The sequence below is a fragment of the Leisingera sp. F5 genome, assembly GCF_001593695.1.
In genome coordinates this window covers 20974-36989 of record NZ_LUKH01000016.1, presented here as the reverse complement: position 1 = coordinate 36989, position 16016 = coordinate 20974, and the positions used below count along the sequence as shown (strand labels likewise).

The 16016-nt window shown below is 62.8% G+C and carries 16 protein-coding genes; 11 read left to right on the top strand and 5 right to left on the bottom strand.

Annotated elements, in window-relative coordinates; translation table 11 throughout:
• Positions 1-42: 42 nt before the first annotated feature.
• The 4 genes from modA to A2I95_RS12980 all read left to right on the top strand — a co-directional run bounded on the left by modA (position 43) and on the right by A2I95_RS12980 (position 3519).
• Positions 43-780: a molybdate ABC transporter substrate-binding protein gene (modA, locus tag A2I95_RS12995; RefSeq protein WP_291730197.1), complete on the top strand. Its 738-nt coding sequence runs from the start codon at positions 43-45 to the stop codon at positions 778-780.
• Positions 777-1481 (top strand): molybdate ABC transporter permease subunit, encoded by a 705-nt coding sequence (modB, locus tag A2I95_RS12990; RefSeq protein ID WP_291730194.1) that lies wholly within the window; start codon positions 777-779, stop codon positions 1479-1481. The genes modA and modB overlap by 4 nt, the downstream gene beginning before the upstream one ends.
• Positions 1481-2566 carry a molybdenum ABC transporter ATP-binding protein gene (modC, locus tag A2I95_RS12985; protein WP_291730192.1) on the top strand — a complete coding sequence of 362 codons (1086 nt, stop codon included), beginning with the start codon at positions 1481-1483 and terminating at the stop codon, positions 2564-2566. The genes modB and modC overlap by 1 nt, the downstream gene beginning before the upstream one ends.
• A 122-nt stretch (positions 2567-2688) precedes the next feature.
• Positions 2689-3519, top strand: a complete 831-nt coding sequence (locus A2I95_RS12980; RefSeq protein ID WP_291730190.1) for a bifunctional allantoicase/(S)-ureidoglycine aminohydrolase — start codon at positions 2689-2691, stop codon at positions 3517-3519.
• Between the two features lie 51 nt (positions 3520-3570).
• Here the strand turns inward: A2I95_RS12980 and bhcR are convergent, their stop codons facing one another.
• Positions 3571-4404, bottom strand: coding sequence for an HTH-type transcriptional regulator BhcR (gene bhcR, locus A2I95_RS12975; RefSeq protein WP_291730188.1), 834 nt, complete (start codon positions 4402-4404; stop codon positions 3571-3573).
• A 198-nt stretch (positions 4405-4602) separates the two neighbouring features.
• Between bhcR and bhcA the strand changes: the two genes are divergently transcribed.
• The 5 genes from bhcA (at position 4603) to A2I95_RS12950 (ending at position 9587) form a co-directional block, all read left to right on the top strand.
• On the top strand, positions 4603-5793 hold the full coding sequence (gene bhcA, locus A2I95_RS12970) for an L-aspartate--glyoxylate aminotransferase BhcA (RefSeq protein WP_291730186.1): 1191 nt from the start codon (positions 4603-4605) through the stop codon (positions 5791-5793).
• Positions 5793-6761, top strand: a complete 969-nt coding sequence (bhcB, locus tag A2I95_RS12965; RefSeq protein ID WP_291730184.1) for a beta-hydroxyaspartate dehydratase BhcB — start codon at positions 5793-5795, stop codon at positions 6759-6761. Before bhcA ends, bhcB begins: the two co-directional genes overlap by 1 nt.
• Before the next feature lie 16 nt (positions 6762-6777).
• Entirely contained in the window at positions 6778-7941 is a 1164-nt protein-coding gene (bhcC, locus tag A2I95_RS12960; protein WP_291730182.1) for a 3-hydroxy-D-aspartate aldolase BhcC, read from the top strand.
• Between the two features lie 72 nt (positions 7942-8013).
• On the top strand, positions 8014-8979 hold the full coding sequence (gene bhcD, locus A2I95_RS12955; RefSeq protein WP_291730180.1) for an iminosuccinate reductase BhcD: 966 nt from the start codon (positions 8014-8016) through the stop codon (positions 8977-8979).
• Between the two features lie 95 nt (positions 8980-9074).
• Positions 9075-9587 (top strand): AmiS/UreI family transporter, encoded by a 513-nt coding sequence (locus A2I95_RS12950; RefSeq protein ID WP_291730178.1) that lies wholly within the window; start codon positions 9075-9077, stop codon positions 9585-9587.
• 62 nt (positions 9588-9649) lie between these two features.
• Here the strand turns inward: A2I95_RS12950 and A2I95_RS12945 are convergent, their stop codons facing one another.
• From A2I95_RS12945 to puuE, 3 genes are all read right to left on the bottom strand, one after another.
• On the bottom strand, positions 9650-11086 hold the full coding sequence (locus tag A2I95_RS12945) for a nucleobase:cation symporter-2 family protein (protein WP_291730176.1): 1437 nt from the start codon (positions 11084-11086) through the stop codon (positions 9650-9652).
• A 68-nt stretch (positions 11087-11154) separates the two neighbouring features.
• Positions 11155-11646: an ureidoglycolate lyase gene (locus A2I95_RS12940; protein WP_291730175.1), complete on the bottom strand. Its 492-nt coding sequence runs from the start codon at positions 11644-11646 to the stop codon at positions 11155-11157.
• On the bottom strand, positions 11643-13058 hold the full coding sequence (gene puuE / locus A2I95_RS12935) for an allantoinase PuuE (RefSeq protein WP_291730174.1): 1416 nt from the start codon (positions 13056-13058) through the stop codon (positions 11643-11645). The genes A2I95_RS12940 and puuE overlap by 4 nt, the downstream gene beginning before the upstream one ends.
• A 150-nt stretch (positions 13059-13208) precedes the next feature.
• On the opposite strand from puuE, the gene uraH reads away from it, so the two are divergent.
• Entirely contained in the window at positions 13209-13565 is a 357-nt protein-coding gene (uraH, locus tag A2I95_RS12930; RefSeq protein ID WP_291730173.1) for a hydroxyisourate hydrolase, read from the top strand.
• Positions 13566-13630: 65 nt separating this feature from the next.
• Here uraH and A2I95_RS12925 read toward each other — a convergent pair whose 3' ends face one another.
• Positions 13631-14539 (bottom strand): LysR family transcriptional regulator, encoded by a 909-nt coding sequence (locus A2I95_RS12925; protein ID WP_291730172.1) that lies wholly within the window; start codon positions 14537-14539, stop codon positions 13631-13633.
• A 104-nt stretch (positions 14540-14643) separates the two neighbouring features.
• Between A2I95_RS12925 and A2I95_RS12920 the strand changes: the two genes are divergently transcribed.
• A complete protein-coding gene (locus A2I95_RS12920; protein ID WP_291730171.1) occupies positions 14644-15903 on the top strand; it encodes a urate hydroxylase PuuD in 1260 nt (419 codons plus the stop codon).
• Positions 15904-16016 lie beyond the last annotated feature (113 nt).

The window sequence follows — 16016 nt, the reverse complement described above, 5'->3', positions numbered from 1 at the left end:
GTTTTGGCATTCCTGGTTCCGCCTGCCTGGCGGGGCCTTTTGATGCCTGTTGCCTTGCTTCTCGGCTTGGCATCCATGGTGCAGGCGCAGATCACGGTCTTCGCGGCTGCCAGCACCAAAACAGCGCTGGATGAGGCCGCAGCTGCCTACATGGCTGAAACCGGCCGGGTCGCCGTTTTGTCCTACGCGGGTTCACCGGCTTTGGCACGGCAGATCCAGCTTGGCGCCCCAGCGGATGTCTACATTTCAGCCAATCCCGGCTGGATGGATGATTTGCAGCAGGACGGGCTGATTGTTCGGGCCTCACGGCTGGATCTTCTGACAAACCGGCTGGTTCTCATTGCACACGGAACAGATGCCGCGCCGCTGGACCTGGAAACCGCCGACCTGGGCGCGCTGCTGGGGGAAAGCCGGCTTGCCATGGCGCTGGTCGATGCCGTGCCGGCCGGGATCTACGGCAAAGCCGCGCTGGCCACGTTGGGGCAATGGCCCTCCGTTGCTTCCAAAACCGCCCAGGCCGCCAATGTGCGTGCCGCTCTGGCGCTGGTCGCATCGGGCGAAGCGCCAATGGGCGTGGTCTATGCCACGGACGCAGCTGCAGGCAGCAATGTCACGGTGGTTGCGGTGTTTTCGCAGGACAGCCATCCCCCGGTCATCTACCCCGCCGCGGCAATCTCAAGCGGCAATGCGGCTGAGGCCCAGGCGTTCTTAAACTATTTGCGCAGCCCGGCGGCCCGCCGCATCTTTCTGCGCCACGGGTTCGGAGTGTCTGATCCGTGAACGCTGAGGCCGCATGGCTGGGTCCCGAGGAGTGGCAGGCAGTGATGCTGTCACTGCGGGTCTCACTGTGGGCAACACTGGCCGCGCTGCCGCTGGCGGTGTTTGTGGCCTATGCGCTGGCGCGCTGGCAGTTTCCTGGCAAGCAGCTCGTGAACAGCTTGGTGCATCTGCCGCTGATCCTGCCGCCGGTCGTGACCGGCTATCTGCTTTTGATGGTGTTCGGCACCAAGGGACCGGTTGGCGGTGCGCTGCAGCAGATCGGTATTGTTTTTGCTTTCCGTTGGACCGGGGCAGCGCTGGCCGCAGGTATCATGGCCTTCCCGCTGATGGTGCGGGCGATCCGCTTGTCGGTTGAGGCGGTGGATCCCAAGCTGGAACAGGCTGCAGCCACGCTGGGTGCCTCGCGGGCGTTATGTTTTGCCACCGTTACCCTGCCGATGATCCTGCCTGGCCTGATTGCCGGCACTGTGCTGGGGTTTGCCAAGGCAATGGGAGAGTTCGGGGCCACAATCACCTTTGTTTCCAGCATTCCGGGGCAGACCCAAACGCTGCCGTCGGCGATTTATACCTTCCTGCAGGTGCCAGGCGGTGAGACAGCAGCACTGCGGCTGACGCTGGTGTCGATTGCCATCGCATTGACAGCGCTGCTGCTGTCAGAACTGCTGGCGCGCAGGGTTGCTGACCGGGTTAGGGGGCGCTGATGCTGACTGTCTCGCTGCGGCATGCGCTGCCGGGGTTCCGGCTGGATGTGCGGTTCGTGGCGCCGCCGGGCGTCACCGTGCTATTCGGCCGCTCCGGTACCGGCAAGACAACAGTGATACAGGCGGTGGCCGGCCTGTTGCGCCCGGATCAGGGGCGGGTGGCACTGGACAGAGAGGTGCTGTTTGACACCGCCCAGCAGCACTGGCTGCCGCCGCACAAGCGCCGCATGGGCTATGTGTTTCAGGAGGGGCGGCTGTTTCCGCATCTGACGGTGCGGCAGAACTTGGCGTTCGGGCAATGGTTTGCGCCGAGGGGTGCCAAGCGGGAGAGTCTGGACCGGGTTGTGGAGCTGCTGGGCATTGGCCCTCTGCTGCAACGGCGGCCGGGTCTGCTGTCAGGCGGCGAGAAGCAGCGGGTGGCACTTGGCCGGGCGCTGCTGTCGGCGCCGCGGATGATCCTGGCGGATGAGCCGCTGTCAGCATTGGATGAGGCGCGCAAGGCGGAAATCCTGCCCTATTTTGAGCGGTTGCGCGACGAGATCGGCATTCCGATGCTTTATGTCAGCCACTCTGCGGCGGAAGTGGCACGGCTGGCCACCACGGTTGTGGTGCTGCAGGACGGCAAGGTGCAGCGGCAAGGAACCGCAGCAGAGGTTCTGGGCGACTCTGCCGTCATGCCCGCAGGGGTTCGGGCCGCCGGGGCGCTGCTGGAGGCACGTGTTGCCAGTCATCACAACGACGGGCTGACAGAACTCGATGCGGGCGGTGTACCGCTGTTCCTGCCGCAGATTGCAAAAGCTGTGGGCAGTGTGGTGCGGGTCAGGATCTCGGCGCATGAGGTGATCCTGTCCGGGCAGCGTCCCGAGGGCCTGTCGGCGCTCAATATCCTCCCGGGTACGGTTGAGCATGTCCGCACCGGCAGCGGTCCTGGAGCCATGGTCTCGCTGCAAACGCCCGCCGGGCGGGTGCTGGCCCGGGTCACCCGGCGTTCTGCCCAGACCTTGGGGCTGGAGGCGGGAGTGGCGTGCTTTGCAGTGGTCAAGACCGTGTCCATCGCGCCGGAGGATATCGGCGGGGGCGGATAGGGCAGCCTGCGTCTTCAAAAATACCAAAACAATCCTTCAAGCATTCTTGATACGGAATTAAGTTCGGTTGCGTGGCGCAGGCAGTTATCAAAGTGGCAGCAGTTCAGCAGGAAAGGCAGCCCATGACCAAACGATCCTATTATGCACCCGAAGGCGGGCTGCCGCCGCAGACCCAGCTGCTGACCGACCGCGCGATGTTCACCGAAGCCTATGCGGTGATCCCCAAAGGCACGATGAGTGACATCGTGACGAGCCTGCTGCCGTTTTGGGACAAGGCACGGTTCTGGGTGCTGTCGCGCCCGTTGTCCGGATTTGCCGAAACGTTTTCGCAGTATATCGCCGAGGTTCAGCCCGGCGGCGGCAGTGATCGTCCCGAAACCGAACCCGGCACCGAGGCGGTGCTGTTTGTGGTGCAAGGTGCGATGACCCTGACCATTGATGGCACTGCGCATGAAATGGAGGAGGGCGGCTATGCCTTCCTGCCGCCGCATGCCAATTGGAGCTTGCGCAACACTGGCGATGCGCCGGTCCGGTTCCACTGGATCCGCAAGGCTTATCAAGCTGTTGCGGGCCTGGATGCGCCGGAAGCTTTTGTCACCAGTGACAATCACGCCGACCCGACCCCGATGCCGGAGACCGAGGGGAAATGGGCGACGACCCGCTTTGTAGACCCCAGTGACCTGCGCCACGACATGCATGTGACCATCGTCACCTTTGAACCGGGCGCGGTGATCCCCTTTGCCGAAACCCATGTGATGGAACACGGGCTGTATGTGCTGGAAGGCAAGGCGGTCTACCGTCTGAACCAGGACTGGGTTGAGGTCGAGGCCGGCGACTACATGTGGCTGCGCGCCTTCTGCCCGCAGGCTTGTTATGCGGGCGGTCCGGGCAAATTCCGCTATCTGCTGTATAAAGACGTCAACCGGCACATGCCGCTGGCCCCGCTGCGCTGAGCGGCGGGGGAGCGCCCGGCCCTGATATGTGCCCGGGCGCTGCCCGGCCTGTCAGCCGGGCGGGGTTTCCTCCGCAGCGGGCGCGCCCAATCCATTCGAAAGTTTCTGTGCGGCGTCCTTGACCAGGGTGCCGATGCCGTTGATGCCGCCGTCCGGCATCCGCGCGGTGGGGCCGGAGATGGAAATCCCTGCCAGCACCTCGCCCTGCATGCCAAAGACCGGGGCTGCGACGCAGCGCATGCCCGGCGCCTTTTCCTCGTCATCGAAAGACCAGCCGCGGCTGCGGATCTGTTCCAGATCTCCGCGCAGGGCCTCGGGGGAGGTCAGTGTCTTGGCAGTGAATTGCTCCAGCACCCGCCCGCGCAGGAAACGGGCCAGCTGGTCTTCGCCGAAACAGCTGAGCAGCGCCTTGCCGATGCCGGAGGCGTGCATCGGCGAGGTGGTGCCGGGCGGAAAGAAGGCGCGGATCGATTCATGGGTTTCCACCTGGCTCACAAACATCACGTCGCCGCCGCGTTCGATGCCAAGGTTAGAGGTCTCGCCCGTCGCTTCCATCAGTTCCCGCATCACAGGCCGGGCGCGTTCAATCACGCTGGAGCGGCGCAGGAAGGCGGAGCCGAGGCGGAAGGCCATGGCACCGATGTGCCAGGTCTGGGATTGCGGTTCCATCTCGACAATCTGGCGCGCCTCCAGCGTCGTCAGCACCCGGTACATGGTGGCCGCCGATTGATCCAGCGCCGTGGAGAGTTCCGTCAGCGTCATGCCGCTGGCCCCGGCCAGCGCATCCAGCACATCCAGCGCCCGGTCGAGCGACTGAATGGTGGTCGGCTGGCTGGCGGAACCAAAGCTCTTGGGGCGGCCTTTGCGGCGCGGAGGTTCGGGCATTTTCAGGTCTTCCTTGGCAATTCAAGCAGCAGTTTATGGATAAAACTGAAAATCACTTCTGTACAGTGAAAAAAGTAAAGTATTTGTTTTTATGTATTATTTCTCCATTCCGAAGTTTTTTGAAAGCTTTTTTCAAAAAAATTCCCCTGTGGACAGCTTCCCCTTAAAGTGAAGGAAATCGCCACAGGAGGGCACGACATGAGCTTTCAAAATCCGGTTTTCATCCCCGGTCCGACCAATATGCCCGAAGCGCTGCGCAAGGCAGTGGACATGCCGACGCTGGACCACCGCTCGCCGCTGTTCGGTCAGATCCTGCATCCGGCGCTGGCCGGCGTGAAGGAGGTTCTGAAAAGCGAAACCGCCGAGATCTTTGTGTTTCCGTCGACCGGCACCGGCGGCTGGGAAACCGCGATCACCAACACCTTGAACGCAGGCGACAAGATTCTGGCCGCGCGCAACGGCATGTTCAGCCACCGCTGGATCGACATGTGCCAGCGTCACGGTCTGGACGTTCAGGTCGTCGAAACCCCTTGGGGCGAAGGCCTGCCCGCCGACCGCTACGAGGAAATCCTGACCGCCGACACATCGCACCAGATCAAGGCAGTTCTGGCGACCCACAACGAGACCGCAACCGGCGTCAAATCCGACATCTCCGCTGTCCGCCGCGCGCTGGATGCGGCAGGCCACCCGGCGCTGCTGTTTGTGGACGGCGTGTCATCCATCGCTTCGATGGACTTCCGGATGGATGAATGGGGCGTCGATATTGCCGTCACCGGCTCGCAGAAAGGCTTCATGCTGCCGCCGGGCCTGGCCATCGTCGGCTTCTCGCCCAAGGCGATGGAGGCTGCCGAGACCGCGACCCTGCCGCGCACCTTCTTTGACATCAAGGACATGGCCGCCGGTTACGCCAACAGCGCCTATCCCTACACGCCCTCTGTCGGTTTGCTGAATGGTCTGAACATGGCCTGTGGTATGCTGCTGGACGAAGGGCTGGAGAACGTCTTTGCCCGTCACCACCGGATTGCCGAGGGTGTTCGCGCCGCGGTCCGGGCCTGGGGGCTGGAGTTGTGCGCCGTGTCGCCGGACGTCTATTCCGACAGCGTCAGCGCGATCCGCACACCGGACGGCTTTGACGCCAACAAATTCGTGAGCCTGGCGGCGGAGAAATACGGCGTCGCCTTTGGCACCGGCCTGGGTGAAGTCGCGGGCAAAGTCTTCCGCATCGGCCACCTGGGCAGCCTGACCGACGTGATGACGCTGTCAGGCATTGCGACCGCTGAAATGGTCATGGCCGACCTGGGGCTGGACATCCAGCTGGGTTCCGGCGTGGCAGCGGCACAGGATTACTACCGCGGCAACACCACCAACAGCGCCAAGGCCGCCGCTTAATGAAGGATACCGCTATGTATATCCCGACTTACGAGGACATGCTGGCCGCGCATGCGCGCATCCAGCCGCATATCCGCCGCACGCCGGTGCGCACCTCCGCCTATCTGAATGAGCTGGCAGGCTGCCAGATGTTCTTCAAGTGCGAGAACTTCCAGGAGCCGGGCGCCTTTAAGGTGCGCGGCGCCAGCAACGCGGTGTTCGGGCTGGATGAGGCGCAGGCCGCGAAAGGTGTGGCAACGCATTCTTCGGGCAACCATGCCTCCTGCCTGTCCTACGCGGCGATGCTGCGCGGCATTCCCTGCAACGTGGTCATGCCGCGCACCGCGCCGCAGGCCAAGAAGGACACCGTGCGCCGGTACGGCGGCAGGATCACTGAATGCGAGCCCTCGACCTCCTCGCGAGAGGAGACCTTTGCCAAGGTGCAGGCCGAGACCGGCGGCGATTTCGTGCATCCCTACAATGACCCGCGGGTCATCGCGGGGCAGGGGACATGTGCGAAGGAGTTCGTGGAGCAGACCGATGGCCTTGACATGGTTGTCGCCCCCATCGGCGGCGGCGGCATGATATCGGGCACCTGCCTGACGCTGTCGACGCTGGCGCCCGAAACCCAGGTAATCGCGGCGGAGCCGGAGCAGGCCGACGACGCCTACCGCAGCTTCAAGGCAGGTTACATCATCGCTGATGATGCGCCCAAGACCATCGCCGACGGGCTGCTGGTGCCGCTGAAGGATCTGACCTGGCACTTCGTCAGCAACCACGTGAGCGAGATCTACACTGCGTCCGACCCGGAAATCATCGATGCGATGAAGCTGATCTGGAAGCACCTGCGCATTGTGATGGAGCCGTCCAGCGCGGTTCCACTCGCCACCATTCTGAAAAACAAAGACGCCTTCGCGGGCAAACGCGTGGGCCTGATCGTCACCGGCGGCAATGTCGACCTCGACAAGCTGCCTTGGATGAACAGCTAAACTGGGGAATAGAACGATGAACGCACAGACCAAATTTGACGATCTCGAAGTTGGCTTTGACGTCCCGGCCGTGCCGGGCATGGATGAGGCCGACATCCAGACCCCCTGCCTGGTGCTGGATCTGGACGCGCTGGAGCGCAACATCAAGAAGATGGGCGATTACGCCAAGGCCCACGGCATGCGCCACCGGGTGCACGGCAAAATGCACAAGTCGGTGGACGTGGCCAAGCTGCAGGAAGAACTCGGCGGCGCGGTTGGCGTCTGCTGCCAGAAGGTCTCCGAGGCCGAAGTCTTCGCCCGTGGCGGCATCAAGGACATTCTGGTCTCCAACCAGGTCCGCGATCCGCAGAAGATCGACCGTCTGGCCCGCCTGCCTAAGCTGGGCGCCCGCACCATTGTCTGCGTCGATGATATCGACAATGTGGCGGATCTGTCGGCGGCGGCGCAAAAGCACGGCACCGGGCTGGAAGTCCTGATCGAGATCGACTGCGGCGCAGGCCGCTGCGGTGTGACCACCACCGAGGCCGTTGTGGACATCGCCAAGGCGCTGAACGCGGCAGAGAACCTTAAGTTCACCGGTATTCAGGCCTATCAGGGCGCAATGCAGCACATGGACAGCTATGAGGACCGCAAGGCCAAGCTGGACATCGCCATCGCGCAGGTTGCCGATGCAGTTGAGGGCCTCAAGGCCGAAGGCATCGAATGCGAACTGGTTTCCGGCGGCGGCACTGGCTCCTACTACTTTGAATCAAACTCCGGCGTGTACAACGAACTGCAGTGCGGCTCCTATGCCTTCATGGACGCGGACTACGGCCGCATCCTGGACAAGGACGGCAACCGGATCGACCAGGGCGAGTGGGAAAACGCCTTCTTCCTGTTCACCCAGGTGATGAGCCACGCCAAGACCGACAAGGCCATCGTGGATGCCGGTCTCAAGGCGCAATCCGTGGACAGCGGCCTGCCCTTCATCTTTGGCCGCGACGACGTGGAGTACATCAAATGCTCGGATGAGCATGGCGTGGTGGCCGACCCCGAAGGTGTGCTGAAAGTAGGCGAGAAGCTGCGCCTGGTGCCCGGCCACTGCGACCCGACCGCCAACGTGCATGACTGGTACGTCGGCGTCCGTAACGGCAAGGTAGAAACCGTCTGGCCGGTCTCGGCCCGCGGCAAGGCCTACTAACCGAACCATCCCCGAACTGGCGGAGGTGCGCATGCCGCCCTCCGCCGGCTTTTTTGTTGAGGAGAAACAGACATGTATATCGTTCCGGAAAAGGCGATTGCGGACCTGGTGACCCGCGAAGCCTCGTTCGACGCGGTCGAGAAGGTCTTTGCCGCCATGGCCTCTGGCGATGCCTACAACTTCCCCGTGGTGCGCGAGGCGATCGGCCACGAGGACGCGCTTTATGGCTTCAAGGGCGGCTTTGACCGCGCGGGCCTGACCCTGGGCCTCAAGGCCGGCGGCTACTGGCCGAACAACCTGGAAAAGCGTGGGCTGATCAACCACCAGTCGACCGTCTTCCTGTTCGACCCGGACACCGGCAAGGTGAAGGCGATGGTGGGCGGCAACCTGCTGACCGCGCTGCGCACCGCTGCGGCGTCCTCGGTCTCGATCAAGCATCTCGCCCGCAAAGACGCCAAAGTGATCGGCATGATCGGGGCTGGCCACCAGGCCAAGTTCCAGCTGCGCGCAGCACTGGAACAGCGCAACTTCGAAAAGGTCATCGGCTGGAACCTTCACCCGGAGATGCTGCCGAACCTTCAGGAAGTGGCCGACGACGCGGGGCTGCCGTTTGAAGCGGTCGAATTGGACGGTATGCGCGAGGCGGATGTCATCGTCTCGATCACATCGTCCTTCGACGCGATCCTGAAGGCAGGCCAGGTTAGCCCTGGCACCCATGTCGCCTGCATGGGCACTGATACCAAGGGCAAGCAAGAGGTGGATCCCCAGCTGCTGGTTGCTGCGGACGTGTTCACCGACGAGGTCGCTCAGTCCATCTCAATCGGCGAGGCGCAGCATGCGGTGGCGCAGGGCCTGATCCAGGAAGGTGACGTGGCCCAGATCGGCGCGGTGATCAACGGCACCAATCCGGGCCGCACCTCGGACGGCCAGATCACCCTGTTCGACGGCACCGGCGTCGGCCTGCAGGATCTGGCCGTCGCGGCCTCTGTCGTGGAAGTGGCGGTGGAAAAGGGCATCGCCATCGAGGTGGATTTCTAAGCCCCGGCCAGAAACACATTCTGCAAATATCCGCATAGCGGAGGGGCAGGAGAGAGGTGTACCTCTCTCCTGTTTTTTGTTGAGGGACTGAACAAATGTTTCTGGGATTGAGCCTTCTGGTGGTCGGCGTGGTGCTGTGCCTTAACGGCATCTGGCAGCTGGGCCGGATCGAAGACCGCGAGATCATCCTGATCAACGCGGTTGCAGCACTGGTGTTCTTTGCCACCGTACTGCTGATCGCGCTGGCGGCGCAGCAGCCAGTGGACCTGCTGGACGCGGGCATGACGCTGCTGTTCGGTACCACCTACCTGTGGGTCGCCTACAACCGCGCAGTTGCTTCCAGCGGCGCAGGGCTGGGCTGGTTCAGCGGCTTTGTGGCGCTGACCGCCGCGCCCATGGTGCTGCGGGTGCTGGCGCAGGCGGATGGTCTGTTCGATATCTGGCTGGCCGGTTGCTGGGCCGCCTGGTCCGGGCTCTGGTTCCTGTATTTCCTGAACCTTGCCCTCAACCGCGGCAGCCCCCGGCTGACCGCCCCAGCAACGCTTTTGTGCGGAATCTTCACCGGCTGGCTGCCGGGGTTGGCAGTGCTGCACGGCTTGACCGGCTGAAACCGAAAAAGCCGGCCCTTTGCGGACCGGCTCCTCTTGTCGATACATCGCATGTGCCTGCGTCAGGCGCGATCCTCCTGCGGCAGTGAACCCTTGCCGTGGCCCCTCATCCCGCCTGAGACTTCTTCGGTGGCCTCACCTGCCAGTTCCTGCGGCAGCACCAGGTTCAGCACGATGGCAATCAGCGCCGCCGGCAGCAGGCCGCTGGTCAGCAGGATGCGCGCGGTGTCCGGCATGTGCTGCAACGCGCCGGGCTCCAGCTGCAGACCGAGGCCGATGGACAGGGAGATCGCAAAGATCACCATGTTGCGGCGGTTCCAGTCCACGTCCGACAGCATCGAAACGCCGGCCGCAACCACCATGCCGAACATCACGATCACGCCGCCGCCCAGCACCTCGATCGGCACCGTGCGGATCACCGCGCCAACCTTGGGCACCAGACCGCAGACGATCAGGAAGATCGCGCCGCAAGTCACCACATGGCGGCTCATCACGCCGGTCATCGCAATCAGGCCGACGTTCTGGCTGAACGAGGTGTTCGGGAAAGCGCCGAAGAAGCCCGCCACTGCGGTGCCCACACCGTCGGCGTAGGTCGCACCGGCAATCTCCTCCTCGGTGGCCTCGCGGCCCGCGCCGCCTTTGGTCACGCCAGAGACGTCGCCGACGGTTTCAACCGCAGAGACAAAGCTCATCAGGCAGAAGCCGATGATGGCCGCGGCGGAGAACTCAAAGCCGTATTTGAACGGCTGCGGCAGGGCAAAGGCCGCGGCCTGCGACCAGGAGCCGGAGATGGCGCCAAACGTCAGCATGCCGGTCATCAACGCATAGATGTAGCCAACGATCAGCCCCAGCAGCACGGCCGAGACCGACAGCATCCCCTTGGTGAAGAACTTCAGCCCCAGGGTCACCAGGATCACCACCAGCGCGGCGGACCAGTTCAACAGCGAGCCGTATTCCGGCGTGCCAATGGCCGGAACCCCGCCGGCGGCATACTGGATGCCGACCTTGACCAGCGCCAGACCGATCATTGTCACCACCAGGCCAGTGACCAGCGGCGGCAGGGCAAAGCGGATCCTGCCGATCACCGTGCCGAGCATTCCGTGGAAAATGCCGCCCACGATGACGCCGGTAAACAGTGCCGCCAGCCCGTCCACGCCCTTGCCCGCAACCAGCGGGATCATGATCGGAAGGAAGGCGAACGAGGTACCCTGCACGATCGGCAGCGCCGAGCCGACCGGACCCAGGGTGATGGTCTGCAGCAGCGTGGCAATGCCGGCAAACAGCATCGACATCTGGATCAGGTACAGCAGCTCTGGGAAATCCGGCGAGTTGGAGCCGAAGCCGAAACCGGCGGCGCCGGCAACGATGATCGCGGGCGTCACGTTCGAGACGAACATCGCCAGCACATGCTGGATGCCCAGCGGGATCGCCTTGTGCAAAGGCGGGGTGTAATTCGGGTCGCGCAGCTGTGCCGGCGTCCCAATGGAAGTATCAGCCATGTCTTCTCCTGTCGGTCATGGGGATCTTGCCGCTTCTTTTGTTTTTTTGGCGGCTTCGGGGTGAGTCGTTAGTCTGAAACCACGGTGTATGGGTTCTGGAACCAGTGTTCTTCCAGGTTCGGGGTCTGTCCGATGCGGTCGACCACGATGTATTGCCCGGGTGCGCCCAGCGGGGCGAGCACCCCGTGCCAGGTGCCCCGGTGCAGGTTGATGGACTGGCCCGGCTGGCTGATAAAGGCTTTCAGCCCGACCGGGATGCCGCCGGCATCTTCAGCCACCACCACCAGCATCGGCACGCCGCTGACCGGCACAAAGGCCTGGCTGCCGTCGGGGTGGCGCTCCACCATGTCCACCTTGTGCGGCAGGTGGCGGGCCCGGGCGTCGAACAGGCTGATGCCTGCCCGGCCGCCCTCGCCGAAATCCAGGCGGGCGCGGTCGTGATGACGGCCGCACATGCCCTGATTGATCAGCTTGTCAGGTGCGCCAGAAACCTCCATCACATCGCCATAGCGGGCAAAGGCCTCCGCAGTCAGCGGCGCGGCGGTCAGCAGCCGGCTCATGGCAGCAGGTCCTGCAGGCGGAACTGAGCGATGCGCTCGACCTGGCGGCAGGCCTCGTCGAACTCGGTTTCCCTGTCGTTATGGATCCGGCGGTGAAACGCCTCCGTGATCGATGCCTTGTTGTGGTCGCGCACCGCGATGATGAAGGGAAAGCCGTGCTTCTCCACATATTCGGTGTTGAGCCGGGTAAAGCTTTCGCGCTCGTCATCCGTCAGCATATCAAGGCCGGCGCTGGACTGTTCCGAGGTGCTCTCGGCGGTCAGACGCCCGGCGGCAGCCAGTTTACCTGCCAGATCCGGGTGCGCGGTCAGTACGCCCAGGCGCTCTTCCTCGGAAGCGGTGCGGAAGATCCGGCACAGCGCGTTATGCACGCCGGCAGCGCAGTCATGCGCAGGACCCAGTTCCAGATCAAAGGCACGGTCGGCGATCCAGGGGGAATGCTCGAAGATCGAACCGAACTTGGCGACAAAGCTATCGCGGTCCATCCGGCTGGGACGCTCGCGCTGGACCGGCGGATTGGTCTCTGCCCAATGCTCGGCAATGTCGATCCGGCGCGGGCACCAGACGCCCTCGAAGCCCTGGATATACTCGATGAAGCGCTTGAGACCGGCAATCTTGCCCGGTCGGCCGATCAAGCGGCAATGCAGACCGATGGTCATCATCTTCGGCGCACCGGCCTCTCCCTCCGCATAGATCACGTCGAAGGCGTCTTTCAGGTACTGAAAGAAATGCTCGCCGGTGATCCAGCCGGGTGAATTGGCGAAGCGCATGTCATTGGCTTCCAGCGTATAGGGGATGATCAGCTGATCGCGTCCGCCGGTCTCCAGCCAATAGGGCAGGTCGTCGTCGTAAGTGTCTGAGATATAATCGAAACCGCCTTCCTCGGCCACCAGCCGCACGGTGTTGGCGCTGCAGCGCCCGGTGTACCAGCCGCGCGGGCGGTCGCCGGTGACCTCAGTGTGCAGACGCACCGCCTCGGCAATTGCGGCGCGTTCTTCGTCCTCGGCCATGTCCTTATGCTCGACCCATTTCAACCCGTGGCTGGCGATCTCCCACTCTGCGTCCTTCATCGCCTGCACCTGTTCGGGCGAGCGGGCCAGCGCAGTGGCGACGCCATAGATGGTCAGCGGAATGCCGGCGCCAGTGAACAGCCGGTGCAGCCGCCAGAAGCCGGCGCGCGATCCGTATTCATAGACCGATTCCATGTTCCAATGGCGCTGGCCGGGCCATTGGGCGGCACCGGGAATGTCGGACAAAAAGGCTTCAGAGGCCGCATCCCCATGCAGGATGCAATTCTCACCGCCTTCTTCATAGTTCAGAACAAATTGCACGGCGGTCTTGGCCCCATTGGGCCACTGCGGGTCAGGTGCGGCAGCACCGTATCCGCGCAAGTCACGGGGATAGCGCGTCACGTCAGGTCTCCTGTCTTTTTAATATGTATAGAACAGATAATCCCCTTCAGCTTTCAGTATATTTTTGAAAGAACTTTTTGACTCTTCCTTCTGTATGCACCGGGCTGAACAGCGCATACCTTAGGGCAACAGAATTGAATGGAGGCTGGGATGACCGGATTTCTGACCACCCATGTGCTGGACACCGCCCGCGGCTGCCCGGCGGAAGGGCTGAAAATCGATCTCTACCGGATCGAAAGCGGCGAGCGCATCCATCTGCGCAGCCTGACCACCAATGACGACGGGCGCACTGATGAACAGATCCTGCCGGCAGGTGAATTCGCCACCGGCACCTATGAGCTGGTTTTCCACGCCGGCGGCTATCTGCGGGCCACCGGTCAGGCCGGCGCGGACCCGTTGTTTCTGGACGAGGTGCCGCTGCGTTTCGGCATCAGCGAAGCAGACAGCCACTATCACGTGCCGCTCTTGCTGTCGCCCTACGGCTATTCCACCTATCGTGGCAGCTGACCTACCTCTCCTCCCGCTTGGCATCAGCCGGCGGTTCCCGTCCCAGGACACTGGGGCGGGCTTTTTTATTCCGAAGGCAGGGAAGCCAGGATGTGATCCACCATGAAATCCATGAACAGCCGCACCTTGGGGTCCTGATGGCGACGGTGGACATAGAGGCAAGCCATCTGGATCGGGATCGGCGGCTCCTCTGGCAGCACCGGCACCAGCCGGCCTGAGGCAAGGTGTTCAGAGATTTCAAACACCGGCTTCAGAATGATCCCATGCCCGTCCAGCGCCCAATTGGTCAGCACGTCGCCATGGTCTGACTCAAACGGCCCGGTGACGGTCACCCGCTTGACCCCGTCCTGGCTGCGCAGCGGCCATTGGAACTCCGGCGCTCCAGGATAGCGCAGGTTCAAGCAATCATGCGCGAGGGTCTTCAGCTCGTCGCTGCTGGCGGGCTGGCCGCGTTGCCTGATGTAATCCGGTGAGGCACACAGCACCCGGGCACAATCGGCAATCTTGCGGATCCGCAGGTTCGAATCCTCCGGCACACCGAGGAAAAACGCGGCATCCAATCCCTCAGCGGCTAGATCCAGCTTGCGGTCCGACAGCCGCAGCCTGATCGAGATCAGCGGATACGCCTCGTTGAACTTCGGCACCGCCGGCGCGATCAGCCGCTGCCCCAGCCCCAAAGGCGCCGCCACATACAGCGTGCCGCGCGGGGTTTGCGTCACGTTGCTGATATCGGCTTCGGCCTCGTCCACCGCCTCCAGGATCTTGACCGCACCGTGATAGAACAGGTTGCCCTGTTCGGTCGGGTTGAGCAGCCGCGTCGTGCGCTGGAACAGCCGCACGTTCAGGTGATCCTCCAGCTGCGAAATCCGCGACGACGCCACCGCCGCTGAAATCCGCATGTCGCGCGCTGCGGCGGACATGTTGCCAAGTTCGTAGACACGGACAAAGGTACGGATGTTGTCGAGATAGGCCAATCAAGTATTCTTTGTGTTATTTTGAAACAGCTTGGGTTTTTTACCTAATACATGAAAATAGCGGCATACTCTAGTCTCGGGTCAAAGCTTATGAGGAGAGAACAATGGAAGAGCTAGTGATCATGTGGGACTGGCTGGGCTTTGCGGTCCGCTGGCTTCACGTCATCACCGCCATTGCCTGGATCGGGTCGTCCTTCTACTTCGTCGCGCTGGACCTTGGCTTGCGGAAGGTTCCGCATCTGCCGGTCGGCGCGCATGGCGAGGAATGGCAGGTCCATGGCGGCGGTTTTTATCACATCCAGAAATACTTGGTGGCGCCGGAGAACATGCCGGAGCATCTGATCTGGTTCAAATGGGAAAGCTACGCCACCTGGCTGTCGGGGGCGGGCCTGTTGATGATCGTCTACTGGGCCGGCGGGGAGCTGTACCTGATCGATGCCAGCAAGGCCGATCTGGCGCTGTGGCAGGGCATTCTGATTTCCGGCGCGTCGCTGACCATCGGCTGGATCATCTATGACTTCCTGTGCAAATCGCCCTTGGGGGAAAAGCCGACCTTCCTGATGGTGCTGCTGTTTGTGCTGCTGGTCGCGATGGGCTGGGGCTACAACCAGATCTTCACCGGCCGCGCGGTGATGCTACACCTGGGCGCCTTTACGGCTACCATCATGACCGCAAACGTTTTTTTCATCATCATGCCGAACCAGCGCATCGTGGTGAAAGACCTTCAGGAGGGCCGCACGCCGGATGCGAAATACGGCAAGATCGCCAAGCTGCGCTCAACCCACAACAACTACCTGACGCTGCCGGTTGTGTTCCTGATGCTGTCCAACCACTACCCGTTGGCCTTTGCCACCGAGTACAACTGGCTGATCGCTGCACTGGTGTTTCTGATGGGCGTGACCATCCGTCACTACTTCAACAGCAACCACGCGGGCACCAGCAACCCGACCTGGACCTGGCCTGTAACCGCGATCCTGTTCATCGGCATCATGATCCTGAGCCAGGCACCCCTGCAGCAGGACACCTATGAAGAGTCCGAGGCGCGGGAGCTGAACAAAAGCGAGCAAGTCTTTGCCAGCAATCAGCATTTCGACGATGTGATGAATGTGGTGCCGGGCCGCTGCGCCATGTGCCACGCGCGGGAGCCCTACTATGACGGCATCCGCCGCGCGCCCAAAAACGTGCTGCTGGAAACCCCGGCCGATGTGGCGAAATACGCCAAGGAAATCTACCTCCAGGCCGGTGCCACCCATGCAATGCCGCCTGCCAATGTGACCTACATGGAGGACGAGGAGCGCGCCCTGATCCGCCGCTGGTACGGCAGCGCCTCCAAGGACCTGCCGCTGACGCTGGCTGCGAACTGACGCAAAAGCACCGGACCTAACCAATGGCCCCGCCCCCAAGGCGGGGCCATTTTTCGTCCGGCACCATCCGTGCACCCCCCGTGCACCGCCCATGCAGCACGGCGATGGAACCA